Source organism: Verminephrobacter eiseniae EF01-2, assembly GCF_000015565.1.
In the GTDB taxonomy this organism is placed as follows: domain Bacteria; phylum Pseudomonadota; class Gammaproteobacteria; order Burkholderiales; family Burkholderiaceae_C; genus Acidovorax; species Acidovorax eiseniae.
In genome coordinates this window covers 2,746,554-2,771,325 of sequence record NC_008786.1, presented here as the reverse complement: position 1 = coordinate 2,771,325, position 24,772 = coordinate 2,746,554, and the positions used below count along the sequence as shown (strand labels likewise).

Genomic DNA, 24,772 nt, shown 5'->3' with positions numbered 1-24,772 from the left:
GGCCGGCCTGGAACAACCTACACGACCTCCCCTGTGACACCTGACACCGATCTGGACCTCCCCCGCGAGGACCTCGCACCCACCACCAAGCCCGGCACGGGTCTGGCGACCCAACCAACCCTGCGCGACGAACTCGCGGCAGACCTGGACATCCCGGTAGCGCAACTGGACGAGCACACCAGCCTGATCCAGCTAGGCATGGACTCCATGCACCTGATGGCCTGGCTGAACCGGCTGCGCCAGCGCGGCCACGAGGTGACGCTGCGGCAGCTGTACGGCGAGCCCACCCTGGCTGGATGGAGCCGCCTGCTGCAGCAGAAGGCGGGCGGCGCCCGCGCGCGCGCTGCCGCGCCGCCCGCCTGGCCGGTCATGCGGGACGGCGAGGCGTTCGAACTGACGCCGGTGCAGCACGCCTACTTGGTCGGCCGCTCCCCCCAGCAGACGCTGGGCGGCGTCGGCTGCCACCTCTACCAGGAATTCGACGGCACCGGCCTTTCCGTCCCGGCGCTGGAATCGGCGGCCCAGGCGCTGATAAAGCGCCATCCGATGCTGCGCGTGGCCTTCCGCAGCGATGGCCTCCAGCAGTATGGCGAGCAGACGCGGTGGCCCGGGCTGGCCCTCCACGATCTGCGGGCGCTGGACAACAGCGCGCGGCAGGCCCGGCTGCTGGACCTGCGTGAGCGGCTGGGGCACCGGGTGCTGGCCGTCGAGCGCGGCGAAACCATCGACTTCCAGCTCTCGCTGCTGCCCGAAGGAAGGCATCGGCTGCACGTCAACATCGATCTGCTCGTGCTCGACGCCGCCAGCTTCACCCTGGTGTTCGAGGAACTGGCGGCCCTGCTTCGCGGCGACACGCCCCCTGCGCCCGGTGCAGGCTACGACTTCCGCAGCTATCTCGTGCAGCTGCGCGAAGAGACCGGCGACGCGCGCGAGCGGGCACAGCGCCACTGGCTCGGCCGGCTGGACGATCTCCCCTGCGCGCCGGCCCTGCCGCTGGCATGCGAGCCGGAGCGCAGCGGCCCCGTACGCGTGCTCCGGCGCCGCGCCGAGCTGAATGCTGGCGATTGGGAAAGATTCAAGGCCCATGCCGGCGCGAGCGGCGTGACACCCACCATGGCGCTCGCCACCTGCTTCGGCGCAGTGCTGGCGCGCTGGAGCAACCAGCCCCGGCTCCTGCTCAACCTCACCCTGTTCGACCGCCAGCCACTGCACCCGTCCGTCGAGCGCATGATCGCGGACTTCACCAACGTCCTTCTGCTGGACCTCTTTTGCGAAGGCGCTGCATTCGACGCGCTCGCGCGGAGCAATCAGGACACCTTCGCCGACGCCTACGAACACCGCCACTGGTCCGGCGTTGAACTGCTGCGCGAGCTGCGCAAGGCACAGACCCATCCCCACGGTGCGCCCGTGGTGTTCACCAGCAATCTCGGCCGTCCGCTATACGGCCACGGCACGGCTGCCGTGCTGGGCCAGCCCGGCTGGGGCATCTCCCAGACGCCCCAGGTCTGGATCGACCACCTGGCGTTCGAGCACGGCCCGTCGGTCTGCCTGCAATGGGACAGCAACGACGCGCTCTTCCCGGACGGCCTGGTCGATACGCTGTTCGACACCTATATCGCACAGGTCCGCCGGCTCGTGGACGACACGCACGCGTGGCAAGCGCGCCTGCCGGACCCCATGCCCGCCTCGCAGCGCGACGTGCGCTCGCGCATCAACGACACGGCGCAGCCCGTGCCGCAAGGGTTGCTGCACCACGGCTTCTTCAGTGCCGCAGAACGCACCCCCCAGGCCATCGCCCTCATCCAGGGCACGCGCTCGCTGACCTACGCCGAACTGGCCGAACAGGCACGGCGCTGCGCGGGCGCGCTCGCCGCCCGCGGCGTGCACGCCGGCGACACGGTCGCGATCGCCATGTCCAAGGGCATCGGGCAGGTGATCGCGGCGCTGGGTGTGCTGCATGCCGGCGCGGTCTACGTGCCCATTGCGCTCGACCAGCCCGCGGAGCGCCGCCGCAAGATCCACCGCGACGCGGGCGTCGCCGTGGTGATGACCTGCCGGGACGACGCGGAACCCGGCGCCGTGCACGATGGCGGCTCGGACGGCACCGACCCACCCGCTCTCTGCTGGCAGGACGCCATCCTGCACGCGGGCCTGCACGCCCCCGCCACCGTGGACCCAGGACACCCCGCCTACGTCATCTACACCTCCGGCTCCACGGGCGCACCGAAGGGGGTCACCATCTCCCACCGGGGCGCGCTCAATACCTGCGCCGACCTGAACCAGCGCTACCGCCTCGGCGCCAGCGACCGCGTGCTGGCGCTGTCCGCGCTGCACTTCGACCTGTCCGTCTTCGACATCTTCGGCCTGCTGGCCGCGGGCGGCGCACTGGTGCTCGTGGGCGAGGCCCAGCGCCGGGACCCCTCGGTGTGGTGCGACATGATCGAGGCCCACGGCATCACGGTCTGGAACACCGTGCCAGCGCTCTTCGACATGCTGCTCACCTACAGCGAGGGCTTCGATCTGCGCGCGCCCGGCCGGCTCCGCATGGCGGTGCTCTCCGGCGACTGGATCGGACTCGACCTGCCCCGGCGCTACCGGGCTTTCCGCCCCGACGGCCAGTTCATCGCGATGGGCGGCGCCACCGAAGCCTCGATCTGGTCGAACGCCTACGACGTGCAGGACGTGCCGCCGCACTGGCGCTCCATCCCCTACGGCTACCCGCTCGCCAACCAGAGCTACCGCGTCGTCGACGAACAGGGCCGCGACTGCCCCGACTGGGTGGCCGGCGAACTCTGGATCGGCGGCGAAGGCGTCGCGCTGGGCTACTTCAACGACCCCGAGCGCAGCACCCGGCAGTTCGTCACGGCACAGGGCGGCCGCTGGTACCGCACCGGCGACATGGGCTGCTACTGGCCCGACGGCACCCTGGAGTTCCTCGGCCGCCGCGACAAGCAGGTGAAGATCGGTGGCCACCGCATCGAGCTGGGTGAAATCGAAACGGCCCTGCACCGCATCGACGGCGTGAAGAGCGCCGTTGCGCTGGCCCTGGGCGAGCGCGACCAATCGCTGGCCGCCTTCGTCGTCGCGCAGGGCGATGCACTCCGGAGCCCACGGCACGCCGACCCGGCCCTGCCCGCCCATTACGGCACTCTGTTCGAACCCATCGCCGCCCCGGCGGACCGCGAACCGGACACCGAGCGCCTCGTCGCCGACTTCCTGCTTGACCATCTGCGGCAGCAGGGCCTGGACTTCGCCACGCCTTTCGACGCCGACGAAGCCCTGCGGCGCCAGGGTGCCGCGCCGCGCTGGCGCGGCCTGGTGCAGCGCTGGCTGGACCTGCTGGTCCGCCAGAAACGCCTCGCCCGCGATCCGCAGCGCCGGGGCTTCGTCCGCGGGCCGCGCCACGGCGCCGCGCCCTGGCAGCCCGCCAGCGATGATCCGCTGTGCGCCACGGCGGACGCCCTGCTCGCGCACCATGAGGCCCTTGCGCTCATCCTCCAGGACCGGCGACCGGCCTTCACGCTGCTCGAGCATCCGTTCTGGGCCCCCGAGCGGCTCCTGCTGCAAAGCCCGGGCACGGCCGCCGCGATCGACGCGCTGGCCGATGCGCTGGCCGCGCTCGCGCTCGCGCTGGGCCGGCCCGTGCGTGCCGTCGAGATCGGTGCGCGCAGCGGCCTCGCCGCCGAACTTCTGCTGCGCCGCCTCGGCGTGGACCAACTCGCCTACACCGCGCTGGATACTTCGCAGGACATGGTGCTGCGGGCCGCTGGCCGCCTTGCCGCATACCCCCACGCCAGTGTGCGGCGCTGGGACGGAACCGCGCAGGCGGATCTGGCCCACCATGCCGACGTGGTGTGGGCCGGCAATGCCCTGCACCGGCTCGGCGGCGATGCGCTGGATGCCCTCCCTGCGCTGGCGGCGCCGGCCGCGCTGATCCACGTGCTGGAGCTGCGCAACGCGTCCTGCCTCGCCCTGGTCAGCGCCGACCTGCTATCGCAGGATGGGGAAGACCTCGGCACCCACTTGCGCGACGCCGAGGGCTGGCAGGCCACGTTCCAGGCGCGCGGCCTGCGCAGCGAACGGGCCGATGGGGCGGGCGACCAACAGCGCTTCGTGCTGCGCGCGCCCGACGAAATCCGGCAACCCGACCCGCGTAAGCTCTCCGAGGCGCTGGCGACGCAGTTGCCGCCGTACATGGTGCCCCAGCGGCTGGTGTTCCTGGACGCGCTGCCGCTCACCGCCAACGGCAAGATCGACCACAAGGCCCTGGGCGCCCTCTGCCAGCGCACGCCGGCCGCGCAGGCGCAGCAGGAGCCCCCGCGCGGCGATGCCGAGGCTGCCGTCGCGGCACTGTGGCGCGAGATGCTGCGCGCGCCGACCGTGCATCGGCACAGCCACTTCTTCCAACTCGGCGGCGACAGCCTGCTGGCCACCCGCCTGATTGGCGGGCTGGACCGGTCCGGCTTTGAAGCCCGCCTGGGCGATCTGTTCGACTACCCCACGCTCGCGGCCTTCGCGGCCACGCTGCGCCCGCACGGCGACCGTGGCGCCGACGTGCTGCGGCATGAACCGGCATCGCGCCACGAACCGTTCGCGCTCACCGACGTGCAGCAGGCCTATCTCGTGGGGCGCCAGCCCGGCTTCCCGCTCGGCGGCGTGGGCTCCCACTTCTTCGTCGAATTCGAGGTGGAGGGCCTGAACGCCGCCCGCTTCGAGGCCGCCTGGAACCGGCTGATCGCACGGCACGACATGCTGCGTGCCGTGGTGCGCGACGGCCGGCAGCAGGTGCTGGCCGAGGTGTCGCCGTTCTCGCTGCTACGCCACCACGTCCCCCGCCTCGACCACCCGGATGTCGACGCACTGCGCGAGCGGCTCTCCCAGCAGGTGCTCGATCCCTCGCGCTGGCCCGTGTTCGATGTGCAGGCGGCCGAGGACGGCAGCAGCCGCACCCGCCTGTTCGTCTGTCTCGACAACCTCATGCTCGACGGGCTGAGCATGCGGCTCCTGCTGACCGAGCTAGAGCAGCTGTACCTTGACCCCGACAGCTGCCTGACGCCGCTGGAGATTGGCTTTCGCGACTACCTGTCCCACATCGCCGGCCAGGGCCCCGGCGAGGCCTCGCTGGCGTACTGGCAGCGGCGGCTGGACAGCCTGCCGGCCGCGCCGCAACTGCCGCTGCGCCGCGATCCGGCCGAGATCGGTGTACCGCGCTTCGTGCGCCTGTCCGACAGCCTCGGCACCCGCGACTGGCTGGCGCTTCAGGCGCGCGCCAGCGAAGCGGGCCTGACGCCCTCGGCGCTGCTGCTGTCCGCCTACGCCGCCGTCCTGTCCGCGTGGAGCGCACACAGCGAGCTGTGCGTGAACCTCACGCTGTTCGACCGGCGTCCGGTGCATCCCCAGATCGAACGCGTGCTGGGTGACTTCACCTGCCTGCTGCTGCTGGCCTGGCAGCCCGCTGCGGACTGGCGCGCCAGCGCGCAGCGGCTGCAGCAGCGCCTGCGGCAGGACCTGGCGCACCGTGACGTCTCCGCCATCCGCGTCATGCGCGACCTAGTGTCGCGTCACCGATCATCTGTCGGTCTGCGCTGGCCATCGAAGCGCATCGCGGCGTTGCATCGCTTGCCAATACGCTCGGTATTGGCTGCGCGATGCGCCTTGCGCTGCGCTCCGATGGCTGCGCGCAGCCTACGACATCTGATCGGTGACGCGACACTAGCGCTGCGGCGGGGCCAGCCCGCAGCCGCGATGCCCGTGGTGTTCACCAGCGCGATCGGCTTCGAGAGCGACCGATTCCTCGCGCAGGACTCGCCGCTGAAGCCGCGCTGGGGCATCTCTCAGACGCCCCAGGTCTGGCTGGACCACCAGGTCTACGAATCCGCAGGCGAGCTGCGCTTCAACTGGGACGCGGTGGAGGCGCTGTTCGACCCCGCGCAGCTCTCGGCCATGTTCAGCCAGTACACGGCGCTCCTGCGCCGTCTGGCCGGCGATCCTGCGGCCTGGGATCTGCCGCTCGATACCCTCGTGCCGCGTCACCGATCAGATGTCGTAGGCTGCGCGCAGCCATCGGAGCGCAGCGCAAGGCGCATCGCGCAGCCAATACCGAGCGTATTGGCAAGCGATGCAACGCCGCGATGCGCTTCGATGGCCAGCGCAGACCGACAGATGATCGGTGACGCGACACTAGTGCTGCGGGCGAACGCCCCTGCCGTGCCATGGGTGACTCCCACCGTGGCCGCACAGGCCGCGGCAGAGCCACTGCCCGCCGACGCGGCACTGGTGGATGCGCTGCGCGACCATTTCCGCCGCACCACGGGCCTGCCGATCGCGGCCCGGCAAACCTTCTTCGAAGCCGGAGCGTCCTCGCTGCAGCTCGTGCAGTTGCACATCCACCTGCGGCAGGCCGAGCACGGCGGCCTCGCGGTCACCGACCTCTTCGCGCATGCCACGCCCCATGCGCTGGCGGCGCACATGGGTGCACTGGCCCGGCCACCGGCCGCTCCGCAGCACCCGCCGGAGCCCGAGCGGCGCACCCTGCTGGACCAGCGCAAGGCCCGCGCGGAGCGCCGCCGGGCAGGATCGACATGAACCGCCACATCCCCTACTGGTGCTACTACCTCCACCAGGGCATGCTTACCGCCCTGGTGATGCAGGGCGTGGTCGGCTACTACCGCCACGCGGGGCTGGACCTCGCGCAATTGAGCTGGCTGTCGCTGGCCATGCTGCCGTGGGTCGGCAAGTTCCTGTGGGCACCCTGGTGCGAGCGGCACGCCCTGCCGCTGGCCGGCAACCGCTTCCTCGGCAGCCTCGTGCTCCTGCAGTTCGGCATGGCCGCACTGCTGGCCGGCATCGCGCTCATCGATCCCTCGCGCTCCACGGACCTGCTCGTGCCCGCGCTCATGCTGCTGACGCTGCTGTCGGCCAGCCACGGCATCTATGCCAACGGCATCGTCATCTGCTCGACCGACGAACGCAGCCGCCCCTTCGCCAACGCCGCCCAGGTCGGCGGCAGCTACCTGGGCATTCCTCTGGGGGTCTTCGCGTTTCTGGCCGTGGCGCAGCATGCCGGCTGGCAGGCGGGATTCCTGTGCATGGCGGCGCTGTCGCTGCTACTCGCGGTTCCGGTGCTGCTGGTGCGCCAACCCGTCCCGGACAGCGAGACCCGCACGCAGCCCCGGTTCGACCCCTCCAGCGTGCGCGCCCTGTGGCCGGCCCTGGCGCTCACGGCCATCTACTACCTGGCCATGCGCGGCCTCATGGCCCTGCAGACCGTCCTGCTGGTGGACCAGGGGATGAGCCTGGTCGAACTGGGCCAGGCGATCACGCTGTTCAGCACGGCCGCCAGCGGCCTCGGTGTCTTTCTCGGCGGATGGTTCGCACGGCGCGCCGGCGCATCGCGCGGCCTGCTGCCGACGATGGTGCTGCACGCCGCCCTGGCCTGCCTGATCGCGCTGGGGTACTCCCGCTTCGGACTGACGGCCTGGCTGGTGGTGTTCGGGCTGGTCAACACGGCCGCCGCCATCGGCTTCGTGATGCTCTACAGCGTGCTGATGGGGCTGGTGCGGCCGCACCAGCCCGCCTCGGACTACGCCCTCTTCCAGTCCGTGGACATGGCCGTCGCGATGGCGGCCTCCATGGGCACCCTGCGCATCGCGCACCACGCCGACTACCAGACGGCCCTGACCCTGCTCGCCGTGGTCGCCCTGCTGTGCCTGTGGCCCGCCAGCCGGCTGCGCCACCACCTATCCCACCGCGTCCTGCCGGAGTCTGCGGCCCCTTGCGAATCCCGACTGAAGCCCCGCCATGGATGACGCCCCTTCCTCCGCCAGCATGCCACCCGACTTCCCGACCCTCGTGGCCCAGCACTATCCCGACTGCGATCCGGTTGCGGTGATCGGCCACGCCGGCCGCTTCGCCGAATCCGATGACAACGAGGTCTTCTGGCACCGCCTCGTGAACGGGCAGCAGTTCATCCGCCGGTTCTCACAGCAGGAACTGCTCGACGCCGGCCTGCCGCCGTCCACCGTCAGTGCGCCGAACTTCGTCGGCATCGGCAGCGTGGTGCGCGATGCCGATGCCTTCGACGCCGAGCTGTTCGGCTATTCGCGCCAGGAAGCGGAATCGATCGACCCCCAGCAGCGGCTCTTCCTGCAGATCGCCTGGCATGCCCTGGAGCATGCCGGCTACGCCCCGCGCGGCGTTCCCCACAAGACCGGTGTGTTTGGCTCCGCCCGGGTCAGCACCTACCCTGGCAAAGAGCCGCTGCGCATCGCCGAAGTGGCCCAGGTGAAGGGTCTGCAGTCGCTGATGGGCAACGACAAGGACTACGTGGCGACGCGCGTGGCCTACAAGCTGAACCTGCGCGGCCCGGCGATCTCCGTGCAGACGGCCTGCTCCAGCTCCCTGGTTGCGGTGCACATGGCCTGCGAGAGCCTGCGTGCCGGCGAATGCGACATGGCGCTGGCTGGCGGTGTGGCCGTGTCCTTCCCCCAGCAGGCCGGCTATCTGCACCAGCCGGGCATGATCTTCTCCCCGGACGGCCTGTGCCGCCCGTTCGACGCCGAGGCCCAAGGCACGTTCGGCGGCAATGGGGTCGGGGCGGTGGTGCTGCGCCGCCTGGCCGACGCGCTGCGCGACGGTGACCCGATCGTCGCGGTCGTGCTCGGCAGCGCCATCAACAACGACGGCGGGCGCAAGATCGGCTACACGGCGCCCTCGGTCGCCGGCCAGAGCGAGGTGATCCGCGAGGCCATGGCGCTCGCGGGCGTGGAGAGCCAGCAGATCGGCCTGATCGAGGCCCACGGCACCGCCACCCCGCTCGGCGATCCGATCGAGGTGGAGGCGCTGCGCTGCGTCTTCCATCGGCGTGGCGACGGGCCACCGTGCGCGCTGGGATCGGTCAAGAGCAACCTGGGCCATCTGGACACCGCAGCCGGCATCGCCAGCCTGCTCAAGGCGGTCCTAGTGTCGCGTCACCGATCATCTGTCGGTCTGCGCTGGCCATCGAAGCGCATCGCGGCGTTGCATCGCTTGCCAATACGCTCGGTATTGGCTGCGCGATGCGCCTTGCGCTGCGCTCCGATGGCTGCGCGCAGCCTACGACATCTGATCCGTGACGCGACACTAGCGGTGGAGCGCGCGACGATCCCGCCGAGTCTGCATTTTCGCCAGCCCAATCCCGCGCTGCGGCTGGACGACAGTCCCTTCCACGTGCCCACGCAGGCCCAGCCCTGGACCGCGCCCATCCGCCGTGCAGGCGTCTCCTCCTTCGGCATCGGGGGCACCAACTGCCACCTGATCGTCGCGTCCCTGCCCGAGGAACTGCGTGCGGCGGACACTGCAGTCACCCCGGGCGAGGCCGCTCCGCCGGCCGGCGCCCTGCTGCTCAGCGCAGCCAGCGAAGGTGCCCTGCGGCGCCTGGCCGGGGCCTATGCGCAGGCGCTGCGCACGTCGCACCCGGCGGATCTGGCCCGTACGGCGCTGCACGGCCGGCATCTGGACCTGCCGTTCCGGCTGGCCACTGCGCTGTGCGAGGAAACCACTGCCGCCCTGGCCGCCTGCGCCGCAGGCGAGGACGACGTGCTGGTGCACCGGGGCGACGGAGAGCCCGGCCGGCAGGCCTGGCTGTTCACAGGCTACGGGTCGCAATGGCCCGGCATGGGCCGGGCGCTGTACCGGCAGTCGCCCGCCTTCGCGGCCCGGCTGGACCTGTGCCTGGCCGCCTGCGAAGCCAGTTGCCGGCCGCTCACGCCATCCCTGCGCGACGCATTGCTCGGGGCGCGCGGCGATCTGCTCGACCGGATGGAATACGCCCAGCCCGCGATCATCGCCTTCGAACTCGCCATGGCCGCGCACTGGGAATCCCTGGGGCTGCGGCCCGACGTGGTGCTGGGCCACTCGGTGGGCGAATTCGCCGCCGCGGTGGTGGCCGGCCACTACGGGGCCGAAGAGGTGATGCGCCTGGTGTGCCTGCGCGGCGCACTGATGGAGCGCTGTAGCAGCGGCGGCACCATGCTCTCCGCCTTCGCCGACGAAGCCACCCTCCTGCCGCTCGCGAAGCCGCTCGACCTCGACGTGGCCGCCTGGAACGGCGAGCGCCACCTGGTGTTCTCCGGCGAGCGCGACGCCATCGAGGCGCTGGCCACGGCCCTGGGCGAACGCGGCATCCGCTGCAACCGGCTGTCCTTCGCGGGCGCGGCCCACTCCCGAAGGCTCGACCCCATCCTCGAGGAATTCCAGCGCGAGGCGGCTACCCTGCGGGCCGCGCCCGCGCGCCTGCCCCTGATCTCCACGCTGACGGGCGAGCCCATCGATGCGCAGGCGCTCAACGCCCCGGACTACTGGCGCCGCCACCTGCGCGAACCGGTGCACTTCATCCAGGCCCTGAGGAGGGCGATCGCGCAGGGCGCGGATGTATTCCTGGAAATGGGCCCCGACGCCCCGCTGACCGGCATCGGCACCCGCGAGGCACCGGACACGGCGACCTGGATCGCCAGCGCCCGACGCCACCAACCCGCCCCGGCCCCACTGAAACAGGCCCTGCTGCAGCTGTACTCGGCCGGGGTCGAACTGCCCTGGAAATCCCTGCTGCCCGCCCCGGGCCGCAGGATCCAGGCACCGCTCTACCCGTTCGATACCGACCGCTACTGGCGCGAAGCGGAGCCCCTGCCCACGGCACCGGCCCCCGCCTACTCCGCCAGCGCCCTGGAGGCAGGCCGGCGCGTGGCCCTGCAGGCCGCCACGGAACTCGATCTGCCACGCCTGCACGCGCTCTACGCCTGCGTGACCAAGCTGCATGCCATCGACGTCGATGCGCTGGTGCGGCGTTGCGTCGGCCCGCGTATCGCGCAGGGCGTGACCGTCCTGGAGGTGCTGCGCGGCGGCCGCCTGCTGCCGCGCCATCGCCAGTTGCTCACGCGCCTGCTCAATGCCTGCGCCGAGGACGGCTACTACCGCCGCGACGGCGAACGCTATGCCGCTGCGGCAGACATCCCCCACGGATCGCGCGCCGATCTCCTGGAGGAACTGCGTGCCTGCTGCGAGGGCCTGGACGTGATCGCCGAGACCGTCGCGCGGGCCGGCGAGAACCTGTACACCATGATGCGCGGGCAGGTGGAGCCCGTCGCAGTCATCTTCCCCGAGGGCGCCTCCAGCGGCGTCGAAGTGCTCTACCAAGACTTCAGCTTCGGACGCTACCTCAACCGCATCGCTGCCGGCACGGTAGCGGGTCTGATGCAGGACAGGCAGGCGCAGCGCCGGCAGCACGCACCCTACCGCATCCTCGAAGTGGGCGGCGGCACCGGCGGCACGACGGCCTGGCTGCTGCCGGAGCTGGCCGGCCAGCCCGCACTGCGGTACGACTTCACCGACATCTCGGCCCTGTTCACCCGGCGCGCCGAGCACAAGTTCGCGGAATACGGCTTCATGGCGTACCGCGAACTCGATCTGCAAAAGGACGCGCAGGCGCAGGGCTTGGAGGCCGGCAGCTACGACCTGATCGTGGCAGCAAACGTGATCCACGCCACCCAGCACGTCGGGCGCACACTCGCCAACCTCGCCCCGCTGCTGAAACCGGGAGGCCAGCTACTGATGCGCGAGATCACCCGGCCGATGCGCCTGTTCGACTTCGTGTTCGGCCCGCTGGTCGCACCGCTTCACGACGAGCAAGCCCGGGGCGGCGAGCTGTTCCTCACCACCGCGCGCTGGAAGGAGCAGTGCCTCGCCGCTGGCTTCGAGCGCATCGATTGGTTGCCCGACGACGGCTCGCCGACCTCGGACATCAGCGAACACGTCATGCTCGCCACCGCGCCGGGACACGCCCCGGCCATCGCCCTGCCCTGGCAGGCCGGTGCGGGCGACGGTTTGCTCGGCCACCCGCTGACCGACGACGGCTGCTATCTGGCGGACTGGTCCGACTGCGCCGGCCAGGACGAGCGGTGGCACGAGCGCGTTCGCGCCGCGTGCGCCGAGCTGTCGCGCCGCCACGGCAGCGGGCACGTGCTCATTCCGGCTTGTACGCCCGCGGTGCCCCAGCAGTTGTCCCTCGTGCGGCTGCGCTGGCAGGCGGCGCCGTTCACGGCCCCCCACGTCACGATCGAGGCCTGCGACGCTCAGGACGGATGGCGGTTCGACCTGGCGGCCTCGGAACCCGCACCGGGCATCCCGGCTGCGCTGCCGGCCCCCGGAACCCACTACGAGTGGCACTGGTCGGCGGCAGCACCCTCCTGTGCCGCAGCGCAGGAATTCGCTCTGCGGGATGCGACGCCGGAAGCCGCCGAGGCGCTGCGCGCTGCGGGCCTGCGGCTGGCACCGCAGGCGCCCCGGGCGCTGCTTGTGCTGGAGAGCGGCAACGAGGAGCCACTCTCGGTCGTGAACCCTCTGCTCGCGGCGCTTGCAGGCGACGAACCCCTCGTGGTCGTCACCCGGTCCGCCTGGAAGATCCGCGCCGACGACGCCGTCGATCCCGTGCACCACGCGGCCTGGGGCCTGCTGCGGGTGGCCGCCGCCGAACAACCCGGGCGTGAGATCGCCGTGGTGGATCTAGGCGCGCAGGCCGGCTGGGAGGCCCTGCTGCCCGGCCTCACGGCCGTGGGTGCCGCCCAGCGCTGGATCGCCGTGCGGAACGGCCAGCCGCTGCTGCCCCGGCTGGCCGTCCAGCCCCACGCCGCGCCCGCTCTGCCACCAGGGGGCCTGCCAAACGACGGCTGGCACGTGGTGACCGGGGCCTTCGCAGGCCTGGGACGTCTCAGCGTGCAATGGCTCGCCCACCATGGCGCACGCCGCATCGCCCTGTTGGCGCCCCGCCCCCACGCGGACGGGGCAGACTTCCAGCGCGCGGTGAGCGAACGGTACGGCTGCCGGCTGCACTGGGTGCCCTGCGACGTCGGCGATCCGGTGCAGCTCACGCGGGCGCTGGAAGATCTACAGGCCGACGGCGGCATCGCCGGGGCCATCCACGCGGCGGGCCTGCTGCACGACGCCCCGCTGGCATCCCTCGACCAGTCCCGGATGGCCCCCGTGCTCGCGGTGAAGGCCCAGGCCGCGCGCACTCTGCACGCCTGGCTGCAGTTGAACCATGGCCGCTATCTGCTGCTCTATTCATCGGCCGCTGCGGCACTGGGTGCCGCCGGCCAAGGCGCGCATGCGCTCGCCAGCGCGTACTTGGACGGCCTCGCACTCGCGCAAAGCCCAGACACGCTGCCCACGGTCGTTTCCATCGCCTGGGGCGCCTGGGGTGAAACCGGCCGCGCCGCCGAGGCTGCGCTGCAGAGCCAGCTCGCGGCTGGCGGCATGGGCCTGCTCGCCAGCGCCGAAGGCCTGTGGCACCTGGAGCAGGCCGTCATGCGCGGGGCGCCGTACCGGCTGGCCATGCGGGTCCTGTCCGAGCGGCTCGATGCCGAGCGGCGCGCCCTGCTGGCGCCCGCCACCGGCGCCTCAGCACCCGCGGCGCCGGCCTCGCACGCCCGGCCCAGCGCGCAGACCCTGGCCCCGGAAGACCTCCACGATGCCCAGGCCGTGGCCGCCTGGCTGACGGAGCGCATCGCGGCGCAGTTGCGGCTGGATGATCCGGCCCGGCTCTCGCCCCGGCGCGACCTGCTGCAGCTCGGACTCGACTCGCTGCTGTTCCTGGAGCTCAGCAGCGACATCCAGCGCCAGCTCGGTGTGCGCCTCGACGCCGAACGCGCATATCGCGACCTCACCGTGGCCGGACTGAGCCAGTTGATCGTTGATCTGGCCGGCGAAGCCGCGCCCGACACGCCGGCGAGGCAGGCCCCGGCGCCGCTGCAGCACGACGCGGCCGGCCGCCATCACGCCTTCCCGCTGACCCCGATCCAGCACGCCTACTGGCTCGGCCGCACGGACCTCATCGAATACGGCGGCGTGGCCTGCCACGTGCTGTTCGAGTGGGATCTGCGGCACGGCGCCTTCGACCTCGCGCGCTTCGAGCGCGCCTGGAACGCGCTGGTGCGGCGCCACGACATGCTGCGCATGGTGGTGGACGCGGACGGCCAGCAACGCATCCTCCCGCAGGTGCCCGCCTACCGGATCGCGCGCCGCGACCTGCGGGCGCTGTCTGCCGGCCAGCAGCAGCAGGCCCTGGAAGACACGCGCCAGACGATGTCCTACAGCGTGCCGCCCGCCGACCGCTGGCCCCTGTTCGAACTCGTCGCGAGCGAGCTCGACGGCCAGCGCTACCGGCTGCACATGAACCTGGACCTGCTCATGTTCGACGTCCAGAGCTTCAAGGTCATGATGGACGATCTGGCCCTGGCCTACCGCGGCGAGGATCTGGAGCCCCTGGCCATCACGTTCCGCGACTACGTGCTGGCGGAGCAGGCCCGCCGCCAGGAGGACACCTGGCAGGGCTCCTGGCACTACTGGCAGGAGCGGCTCGCCGAGCTGCCCCCTGCCCCGCGCCTGCCGCTGGCGGCCGACCAGCCCCGCACCCAGCCGCGCCTCACCACCCACCAGGCCCGGCTGGACCGGACCGCATGGACCGGCCTCAAGCAGACATGGCAGTCCTGGGGCGTGACGCCGTCGGCAGCGCTGCTGACGCTGTTCGCGCACACGCTGGAGCGCTGGTCCAGGCAGCCGGACTTCACGCTCAACCTCACCTTCTTTGATCGCCGCCCGGTCCATTCCCAGGTGCGCCAGCTGATCGGCGACTTCACCTCGGTGCTGCTGATCGATTTCGATCTCGGCCGCCCCGTCCCGCTGCGCGAGTCCATCGAGCGGACGCAGCAGCGCCTGTGGCAGCGCCTCGCGCACAGCCAGATCAACGGCGTTGAACTGCTGCGCGAGCTCGGCAAGGGCCGCGGACAGCAGCGCCAACCCCTGATGCCGGTGGTCTTCACCAGCATGCTCGGCATGTCCCTCGACGGCCTCGCCATCGATCAGGCCATGACGAGCCTGCTCGGCGATCCGATTCACGTGTTCACGCAAACGCCGCAGGTCTGGCTCGACCACCAGGTCATGGAGATCGACGGCGAACTCATCTTCAGTTGGTATTGCATGGACGACGTGCTCGAAAGCGGCGCGGCCCGGGCCATGTTCGAGGACTACCGCGCCGTGCTGGACACGGTGGCGGCCCGGCCGGAACAGATGGACCAGGCCGGCCTCGCGAAGCTGCGCGAGAGCGGCGACCTGGAGGCCTTCGCGCGCCGCCCATGGCCTTCGCAGGCCCATGGTGCCGGCATCGATCTTCAAGATATCGAAGACGCCCTGCGCGAACGGGCCGACCTGCGCCAGGCCGAAGCCACGCCCGCGCCGGAGGGCGGCGTGCTGGAAGTGAAGGTGGTGGCCGCCGACCGGGAATGCGTGCCCCCAGGGCAGGCCCCCTGCGATCCGGGCGCCCTGGAACCGCTCGATGCCGCGCAGCAGAACGAGCTTGAAGCCGCATGGCGCTGGCTCGAAGCACGCGCCATGCGCGGCATTGCGGAGACGCTGCAAAGCCATGCGCTCTTCGAACACAGGGGCCAGGGGCACCGCCTCGACGCAGTCCACGCCCGGCTGCGGGCGCTCCCGCAGTACCGCCGCCTCGTGCGGCAATGGCTGCGGCTGCTGTGCGCTCGCGGCTGGCTACGGGAGGACGAGGGGGTCTTCGTGTGCGAGCGCTGTCTCGCCGAGGTTCCCGGCGAGACAGCGTCGCTGCCCGATGCGCCGTGGTGCCGCACCATCGCCAGCTATCTGGAAACCTGCACGGCCCGGCATGGCGCCCTGCTGGGCGGCACCTGCTCGCCCCTGGAGCTGATGTTCGCCGACGGCGATGCCATCGCCCGCGCTTTCTACAGCGACAACCCTGCGGCCCGCTGCCTCAACAGGCACGCCGCGCAGGTCGTGGGCGCTTTGAGCGAAGGCCGGTCGGACCTGCGCGTGCTGGAGGTCGGTGCGGGCATCGGCGCGACCACCCGGCATATCCTTGCGGCGCTGCAAGGGCGCCTCGCGGGCTACCGGTTCACGGACGTATCGACGCTGTTCCTCGACGACGCACGCCAGCAGTTCGCCGGCCTACCCCAGATCGAATACGCCCTGCTCGACATCGATCGCCCGGTGGACTTCGACGACCATCCCGCCGCAGGCTACGACCTCATCATCGCCGGGCAGGTGATGCACGACGGCAGCCATGTCGTGCGGTCGCTGCGCCGCCTCGGCACGCTGCTCAAACCCGGCGGCAGGCTGGTGATGGTCGAGGCCACCGAGCGCGACAGCGCCCTACAAACGGCCAGTGTCGGCTTCATCGAGAGTCTGGGCGGCTACCAGGACGTCCGCACCCTGGACGACAAGCCGATGCTCGACCTCCCGATGTGGCGCACGGCCCTGGAGCAGGCCGGCTTCGGCGTGGAAATCGCCTGGCCCGGAGAAGAGCGCACGCCGCTGCGGCAGCACCTGATCGTCGCCCGCGCGGAGCGCACGGGCCGCCTCTGCACCGACGACATCGAGCGCGACCTGCGGGCACGGTTCGGCGATCTCCTGCCCGCCGTGCGGGTGCGGCAGTGCGAGCGGATCGGCACCGGTGACGCACCGGCCACGGCAGGCAAGGCCACGGGCCCCTGCGCCCCTGCCGTGCCCCTGCAGCCCGCAAAGGCAGGGGGCGACGGTGCACCGGACCGCGCTGCGCTGGAGCGGCAGGTCGCCGCGATCTGGCAAGCGCTGCTCGCACGGCCGATCCCGCGCGACGGCGATTTCTTCCAGTCCGGCGGGGACAGTCTGATCGCCACGCGGATGATCGCCCGGCTCCACCGGCAGGGACTGCGCGGCGCCAGCCTGCAGGGCCTGTTCAACCATCCGACCCTGGCGGGGTTCTGCGCCCTGCTCGAACCACCGCTCAAAGCGAACGCCCACAGCACCCCGATCTCGCTGGCCCAGGGGCGCCAGGCCGGAAGCGCCTTCGTGTTCCATGCGTCGGACGGCGAACTCGGTGCCTATCTGCCCCTGGCCCGTCACTTGGACACCGCAGTCTTCGGACTGCAGGCACCCGACTGCCTGAAGGTCGGGAGCCTGAAAGACCTCGCCGCAGACCATGCGGCAGCCATCCGGCGCCAGCAGCCGCAGGGGCCATACACCTTGATCGGCTGGTCCTATGGCGCCTTCGTCGCCGCCGAAACGGCGCGCTTGCTCCACCACAGCGGTGCGCAGGTCGAACTGTCGCTGATCGACCCGGTCTGCCGCGCCGACTTCGCCTTCGCCGACCGCGCAGCGCTCCTGCGCCTGATCGCCAACGGCAGGGTCCAGGTGCCGCTGCCGGACGACCTGGAACAGCTCGGCCCCGACGAGCAGGTCGCCTGCTTCGCGCGCAATGCGGCGGCGGCGGGCCTGCTGGCCTCCGAGCCCGATCCGGCGCAGGCACGCGGCTGGATCGACCGCATCGCCCATCTGCTGGAGATGCTGGCCCGCCATCCCGCACCGGAGCCGTTGCCCGTTCCGTGCCTGTGGCTGAGCGCGAACCAGCGTCCCGCGCACTGGACGCCTGCCGAGCACGACTGGTCGCTCTGGGCGCCCGATGCGCAGCGGCACACGCTCGACGCCGACCACTGGCAGTTGGTGATGGATGAAACGGCGGCCGGGCTTGCCGCGGGCTTGATCCGCCAATGGCAGCAGCGCCACAACGGAATGAAAGAGCAGACCGCATGAACGCCTCTACCCCGAAAACCCGGCGCGTCCTGATCGCCGGCGCCAAGTTCGGCGAGATGTACCTCAACGCCTTCCTGCAGGCCCAGCCCGGCCTGGAGCTGGCGGGCCTGCTGGCGACCGGCAGCCTGCGGGCGCAGCAACTGGCCCATGCCTTCGGCATTCCGCTCTACACCAGCGTGGACCAGGTGCCGGACGGAATCGACATTGCCTGCGTGGTGGTGCGCTCGACCGTGGTGGGCGGCACCGGCACTGCACTGGCCGAGGCCTTCCTGCGGCGCGGGATGCACGTGGTGCAAGAACACCCCATGCACCCGGACGACGCCGCGCGCCTGCAGGAGTTGGCCCGCGACCGGGACTGCGCCTACTGGATCAACAGCTACTACGCGCACACCCTGGCCGGGCAGTGCTGGATCGAACGGGCCCTGCGCGTGCGGCAGTTGCTGGATGGCGAGGCGGCGCATTTCGCGCACCTGACCACAAGCCGGCAATTGCTCTACTCGTCACTCGATCTGCTGCTGCAGGCCTGTGGTGCGGACCGCGCCGCAGGCAACGCCACGGTGGAGGCCACGGCCGACGAGGACAGGGCCTTCCGCCTGCTGCGGCTGGACCTGGGGGGATGCCGGGCGGCGCTGCGCTTGCAGACCTACCTGGACCCCGAGGACCCCGACCTGCACAGTCTGGCCATGCACCAGCTCACGCTGGGCTGGCCTTCCGGCTACCTGTCGCTGGAAGCGAGCCACGGGCCGGTCCTCTGGACATCGGCGCTGTACGACCCGCGCCACCGCGACAACGGGCAGAGCCTCTACCGCAGCGCGGGGGACGCAGACAATGACCCGTTCGCGCACCCCAGCACGCACGTGGTCCATCCTGCGCCTCCAGACTGGCGCCATGCCTTCGAGGTCGATGGGCCCTGCGGCGTGGGCCGGGTGCTGCAGATGCTGAACCGGCACCTGGACGGCGCTGCCGTCCCCTGCGCCTTCCGGCCGGACTACCAGCAAGCCCTGGCCCGGCTGTGGCAGCAGGCGCTACGCTGCGCCGGACCGGCCCATGAACGCCGCCTGCCTGCGCCGCGCATCCTGGGTCTGCAGGAGCTGGCCGCGCCGCTCGGCCTCGAACGGGAAGCCGCGCAATGATGCCGGGCGGCATGCTGCGCGCGATCGTGGAAGCACCGGACGCGGCGCTCCACGTGGTGATGTGCCCGTTCGCGGGCGGCAGCGGCGGCGCGTTCCGCGGCTGGCACGGCATCGGGGATCCAGGGCTGAACGTGTCCCTGGCCATCTATCCCGGCCGCGACCATCGCATGCGCGAGGCCTGTGCCGCGGACATCGGCACCCTCGCCGCGCAACTGGTCGAGGCGCTCGCCGCCGCGGGCATCGCACCGGAACAGGCCCTCCTCGCCGGCCACAGCATGGGCGCCCAGGTGGCGTTCGAGGTCTGCGCGCTCCTGGAGCGGCAGGGCGAATCACCGGCCGGCCTCGTGCTGTCCGGCTGCCACGCGCCCCACCTGCGGGGGCGCCGGCGGCTCAGCGCTCTGGACGACACTGCCTTCCTCACGCAGCTCGTCGACATCGGTGGCTGCAGCCCCGAGCTGCTGTCCGACCCCGCGCTGCTGGCCCTGTTCCTACCCATGCTGCGCGCCGACTTGCGCGCCACCGAAACCTACCACCGACCCTGCCCACCAGACTCGCAACGCCTGCGCACCCCGGCCTTGCTCATCCACGGAAGCAACGACGAAGAAGCTGATCGCAGCGAGGTGGCGGAATGGACGCACTGGCTGCGCGACGCGCAAGGCCCGGTCGCCATCGCAGGAGATCATTTCTACGCCACACGGCGGCCACGGGCCTTTCTGGGCCACATCGCGCGCCGCTTCGAATTCCACTCCACAGGCATTGACGCCAGGTGACACCATGGACACACGTACCCGCACCATCTCTCCCGACGCCACTCGGCCCTCCGGCCATCGCGAAGGCCCTCCCCCGCTGGTGTCGCGTCACCGATCAGATGTCGTAGGCTGCGCGCAGCCATCGGAGCGTAGCGCAAGGCGCATCGCGCAGCCCATACCGAGCGTATTGGCAAGCGATGCAACGCCGCGATGCGCTTCGATGGCCAGCGCAGACCGACAGATGATCGGTGACGCGACACTAGGCGAATGCCTGCGCCGCTGGGCCAGCAGGCATGCGCACCGCACCGCACTGGTGGACGAAGACACCCGGATCTCGTTCGCCCAACTGGACCGCCGCGTGGATCGCCTGGCGGCAGGCCTGCACGCGCTCGGACTGCGCCGCGGCGACCGCGCGATGGTGCAGTTGCCCAACAGCATCGGCTTCGTCACCGTCTGCTTCGCGCTGCTGCGCCTCGGCGCCATTCCGGTGCTTGCGATGCCCACCCAGCGCGCGCACGACATCGACGCACTCTGCCGCCTCGCCGAGCCCGTGGCCTACTTCGTGCCGGACGAGGTTGGCGGCTTCGACTACCGACCACTGGCTGCGGAGATGGCTCGCGCGCACCCCTCGCTGCGCGCGGTGGTCATCGATGGCGGCGCCGGCCCGCACGTCCCCGGCGCGCACGAGCTCGCGACCCTGGACGGCGATCCGCAGGAATGGGCCGAGCCCTCGCCTGGCGACACCGCGCTGCTCCTGCTGTCGGGCGGGACGACCGGCGTGCCCAAGCTGATTCCGCGCACCCACGCCGACTACGCCTACAACTTCACCGCCTCGGCCGATCTGTGCGGGCTGGACGAGAGCACGGTGTACCTCGCCGTGCTGCCGGTTGCCCACAACTTCACCCTGGCCTGCCCCGGCGTGCTCGGCACGCTGGCGCAGGGTGGAACCGTCGTGCTGTCCCGCACGGCGAGCTGCGACGAAGCGATGCCCCTGATCGAGCGCGAGCGCGTCACCCACCTGGCGCTAGTGCCCCCCCTGGCGCAGCTCTGGGTGCAGGCCCGCGAATGGGAAGACAGCGACCTGTCGAGCCTGCGCCTCGTGCAGGTCGGCGGCTCGCGGCTTGCGCCCCTGCTGGCCCGGCGCCTGCCGCAGGCCCTGGGCTGCCGGTTGCAGCAGGTGTTCGGCATGGCCGAAGGACTGCTGTGCTACACCCGGCTCGACGATCCGGAGGACGCCATCATCCACACCCAGGGACGCCCGCTCTCGCCGCAGGACGAGGTGCGCATCGTGGACGAGCACGATCAGGATGTGCCCCCTGGCGAGGTAGGGCAGTTGCTCACCCGAGGCCCCTACACCATTCGCGGCTACTACCGCGCACCCGAGCACAATGCCGGCAGCTTCACCCGCGACGGCTACTACCGCACCGGCGACCTGGTGCGCCGGGACCCGGCCGGCAACCTGATCGTCGAAGGCCGCATCAAAGAACAGATCCAGCGGGGCGGCGAGAAGATCTCCGCGGCCGAAGTGGAGTTTGCGCTCGGCCATCTCCCAGGCGTGCGCGCCGCAGCGGTCGTCGGCGTCCCCGACGCCTTGCTGGGCGAGCGGATCTGCGCCTTCGTTCAACCGCAGGACACCCCGATCAACATGGGCGGCCTGCGGGAGGCCCTGCGCGAGCGCGGCCTGAGCACATTCAAGTTGCCGGACCAAGCCGAAGTCCTCACCCACTGGCCCCTGACCCCGGTGGGCAAGATCGACAAGCATCGGCTGATCGCAATCGCCCAGGAACGGCGCACCTCCGGCGCCACGGCACCGTCCCAGGCCCCGGCCCCGGCGATCGCACGCTATGCCGAACGCCGCATGGCCGTGGCCACCGCGCCGCTGGCGCTGGCGGCCCGACTGGCCCGCAACCTCTCGTCGCAGCACTACACGCTGTACGAACACGGCAGCGAATGGAGCATCGGACTGGACTCCGTCCTCGACGTCACGATCGACGCCGACGGAACGGTCCGCCGCAGCAACGGTGCCGCCTGGAAGGCACTGCCCCCTTGCGCGGGTGTCGCACAGGCCCTTGCCGGCATTCCGTTCGAAGGCTGGCGCGCGTATGGCCGCGCCGATTTCGAACTGGCGCACCTGATCCACGGCCTCGGCGGCACCTCGGGCACGCGGCCGCTCCTCAAACTGTCCATCCCACGCAGCGAGATCCGCCTGCGATCGGGCGAGGCCCTGATCCGCGCCCTGGACCCCGCCGATCTGGCAGCGATGGAAACCCTGGTGGCCGCCCAGGACGCCTCCTCCGGACCGGAGATCGGCCAGCCCGTCGAGATCGCCCGGGACTCGGGCACCGAGCACGCCTACAAGCAACGCGTCGCCGCCGCCGTCGGCGAGATGCAGGCGCATGCCTACCAGAAGGTCATCCTGTCGCGGACCGCCGAGGCGCCGGCCGCTCTCGACATGGTGTCGAGCTACCTTGTGGGCCGCCGATTCAACACGCCCGCCCGCTCCTTCCTCCTGCGCGATGGCGACTTCGAGGCCTATGGCTTCAGCCCAGAGACCGTGGTGGAGATCGACGCCAGCGGCCGGGTCTCCACCCAGCCGCTGGCCGGCACGCGCGCGCTGTCCGGAGATACCGCAAAAGATGAACGGCTGCGGCGCGAGTTGCTCGCGGACGCCAAGGAAATCGCCGAACACGCCGTCTCCGTGAAGCTAACCCTGCAAGAAATGGCCGAAGTCTGCGCCCCCGACTCCCTGCGCGTGAGCGAGTTCATGGATGTCTATCGCAGAGGCAGCGTCCAGCACCTCGCCTCCCGCGTGGCTGGCCAGTTGGCCCCGGGCCGCGACGCTTGGCGCGCCTTCGAGAAGCTGTTCCCGGCAGTGACCGCATCGGGCATCCCCAAGCGCGAGGCCCTGGACAGCATCCGGCGCCACGAACCCGGGCCGCGCGGCCTCTACAGCGGCTGCGTCATGCTGGTCGACAGCAACGGCGCCATGGACGCCGCGCTGGTGCTCCGCTCGGCCTTTCGCAGCGGCGACCGCTGCTGGCTACAGGCCGGCGCCGGACTGGTGCCCTCCTCCACGCCGGACAGGGAGTGGACGGAAACCTGCGAAAAGCTGGAGTCGGTGTCACGCCACCTGCGCCTGCGAACGCCTGCTCCCCCCCAGTGAGAAGGATTGCCGTGTGCATCAGGAGCGCGTCGAGCGCCAGATGCCCGAGCGAGATGCCATTGCAGAGGCCAGACCAAGAGGCGGCCATTTTTCAACCAGCCTGGAGAGACCTTCAGATGACCGATGCGAGTGTATTGACCGGCGTTCCACAGACGATGCTGTGGACGCTCCACAACCGTGCTACCGAGGCTTTGCGCCCCGACGGCTGGCTGCAGGATGCCGAGGCGGCCCGGATCTACCAGTCGATCCCATACGACTACGACCGTGACTTCGGCCGTCCCGACGGGTCGCATGCCACACGCTCGGCGATGTTCGACGAGGCACTCCGGCCGTGGCTCACCGCCCACCCGGGCGGGACCGTGGTTGAACTTGGCTGCGGACTGGAAACCCAGTTCCAGCGCTGCGACGATGGTCAGGTGCGCTGGCTGGGCGTGGACGTGCCGGAGGCCATCGCGGTGCGTGAGCGCTATCTGCCGGCCAGCGAACGCTACCGGCACCTGGGTGTGTCCGCACTCGACCCCGCATGGCTGGACACGGTCGATCAGTCGCGTGGGGTCTTCATTACCGCTCAGGGCCTGTTCATGTATTTCGAGGAAGCAGATGTGCGCCGCCTGGTGACGCTCATCGCCGAATGCCTGTCCGAGGCACAGCTGATGTTCGACGTGATTCCGAAGTGGTATTCACGCAAGACCGTCCAGGGACTCTGGCGCACACCGCACTACAAGGTGCCGCCGATGCCGTGGGGCCTGGACCGGCACGAGATCGCACCACTGTTGCGTAGCTGGAGCCCGCGCATTACCCGAGTAAGCGAAGAGCCTTACCGGCGCTTCCGCACCTTTCCAGCCCTGCTCGGTCCCACGATCTCGAAGTTGCCCTGGTTGGGACGCCATGTCCCGAGCGTCGTGCGCGTGGAAATGGCGCAACTGTAGTGAGATCATTCCCGCTATGTCGTCGGGCTCTATTCCGTTTGCACAACGCACCGCATCTATTCCGAAAACCTGCACACTCTTTATCCGGGCGTTACCAGAACGCAAGCGAAGTGCTGCGCGAAGGCTTGCGTCTGGTCGAGCGGCGCGAACAACTCGAAGCAGCCAAGCTCAAGGCGCTGCAAGAAGCAGCCCATACTGGCTAGTGTCGCGTCACCGATCATCTGTCGATCTGCGCTGGCCATCGAAGCGCATCGCGGCGTTGCATCGCTTGCCAATACAGCTCGGTATGGGCAAGCGCTGCGCCTTGCGCTGCGCTCCGATGGCTGCGCGCAGCCTACGACATCTGATCGGTGACGCGACACTAGGCCGATGTCGCCGCTGGCCGCTACACGGATGTCCCCGATACCCGGCTCGAAGACTTCGTGGGGCAATTGGGGCAGCAGGCCGCCAGTCGGGTATTGGCGGCGAACTGATGGTGCGGTATCGACTGTCTGCTGCGGCGCAGACTGACCTTATCGATATCCTGGGCGTAGTCCTTGCTCGATGCATGCAGCCGATCTGCGCAGCGCGGGCCTCGTCGACCTGGGCGCACACCTCGCAGCTTGGTGTGCTTGTCCGAGTATGAAATTGACGGAATAGACTTTAGGGGGAATAATGCCCAACGTTCGACCCTCGCCGTTGCGCCATTCTTCTGCTCGGCGGCGACCAGACCGGTGATGACCGCTGGCACGACGTGCATGTGCCGATGGCCGACAAGCTGTACGACACGCACATCGAGACTTTGAGAAAGGAAGGGCAGATCAATGGCCAAGAAATTCAGCGAGTTGCGCGCCAAGATGTCACCAGAGGCTCAAGCCCGTGCTGCTGCACGCGCCGAAGCCATGCTCGTGCAAATGCAACTCCAAGAACTGCGCAAGGCCCGGAAGGTGACGCAGGTCGAAGTCGCCAAGGCCATGAGCGTAGAACAGGCCGCCGTCTCAAAGCTGGAACACCGCGACGATATGTACGTCAGCACACTGCGCAAGTATGTCAAGGCGCTTGGCGGGGAGTTGAAACTGGTGGCCTCGTTTCCCGATGCCGACATTCAGGTTCACCCGTTCAAACTGGCCCACTGAACAAGGCGCACCTCGGGTGGCTGTCGCGGTACTCCAAGGCGCCATTCGCTGCACG

At 70.4% G+C, this 24,772-nt stretch carries 10 protein-coding genes and 1 pseudogene; all 11 read left to right on the top strand.

Features of this window, described 5'->3' with window-relative positions; all coding sequences use genetic code 11:
* Positions 1-33: 33 nt before the first annotated feature.
* The 11 genes and pseudogenes from VEIS_RS11930 (at position 34) to VEIS_RS11895 (ending at position 24,717) form a co-directional block, all read left to right on the top strand.
* Complete coding sequence (locus VEIS_RS11930; RefSeq protein ID WP_407831818.1) at positions 34-6,585, top strand: amino acid adenylation domain-containing protein; 6,552 nt, start codon at positions 34-36, stop codon at positions 6,583-6,585.
* The gene (locus tag VEIS_RS11925; RefSeq protein ID WP_011810185.1) at positions 6,582-7,808 is read left to right on the top strand and encodes an MFS transporter; all 1,227 of its coding nucleotides are present in this window, start codon (positions 6,582-6,584) and stop codon (positions 7,806-7,808) included. Before VEIS_RS11930 ends, VEIS_RS11925 begins: the two co-directional genes overlap by 4 nt.
* On the top strand, positions 7,801-17,628 hold the full coding sequence (locus VEIS_RS11920; protein WP_011810184.1) for a type I polyketide synthase: 9,828 nt from the start codon (positions 7,801-7,803) through the stop codon (positions 17,626-17,628). Before VEIS_RS11925 ends, VEIS_RS11920 begins: the two co-directional genes overlap by 8 nt.
* Entirely contained in the window at positions 17,625-18,761 is a 1,137-nt protein-coding gene (locus VEIS_RS11915; protein WP_011810183.1) for a thiazolinyl imide reductase, read from the top strand. The genes VEIS_RS11920 and VEIS_RS11915 overlap by 4 nt, the downstream gene beginning before the upstream one ends.
* A gap of 11 nt (positions 18,762-18,772) precedes the next feature.
* Entirely contained in the window at positions 18,773-19,531 is a 759-nt protein-coding gene (locus VEIS_RS11910) for a thioesterase II family protein (RefSeq protein WP_157048731.1), read from the top strand.
* Positions 19,532-19,751: 220 nt separating this feature from the next.
* Positions 19,752-22,673, top strand: a complete 2,922-nt coding sequence (locus tag VEIS_RS11905; RefSeq protein ID WP_011810181.1) for a salicylate synthase — start codon at positions 19,752-19,754, stop codon at positions 22,671-22,673.
* A 116-nt stretch (positions 22,674-22,789) separates the two neighbouring features.
* Entirely contained in the window at positions 22,790-23,602 is an 813-nt protein-coding gene (locus tag VEIS_RS11900; RefSeq protein ID WP_011810180.1) for a class I SAM-dependent methyltransferase, read from the top strand.
* 110 nt (positions 23,603-23,712) lie between these two features.
* The gene (locus VEIS_RS31590; RefSeq protein WP_232287906.1) at positions 23,713-23,805 is read left to right on the top strand and encodes a hypothetical protein; all 93 of its coding nucleotides are present in this window, start codon (positions 23,713-23,715) and stop codon (positions 23,803-23,805) included.
* A complete protein-coding gene (locus tag VEIS_RS28665) occupies positions 23,805-24,227 on the top strand; it encodes a hypothetical protein (protein ID WP_157048485.1) in 423 nt (140 codons plus the stop codon). The genes VEIS_RS31590 and VEIS_RS28665 overlap by 1 nt, the downstream gene beginning before the upstream one ends.
* Positions 24,228-24,266: 39 nt before the next feature.
* Positions 24,267-24,410 (top strand): annotated as a pseudogene (locus VEIS_RS30520) (type II toxin-antitoxin system RelE/ParE family toxin); the annotation flags it as partial.
* Positions 24,406-24,717, top strand: coding sequence for a helix-turn-helix domain-containing protein (locus VEIS_RS11895; protein WP_011810178.1), 312 nt, complete (start codon positions 24,406-24,408; stop codon positions 24,715-24,717). The pseudogene VEIS_RS30520 and the gene VEIS_RS11895, both read left to right, overlap by 5 nt.
* Positions 24,718-24,772: the final 55 nt, after the last annotated feature.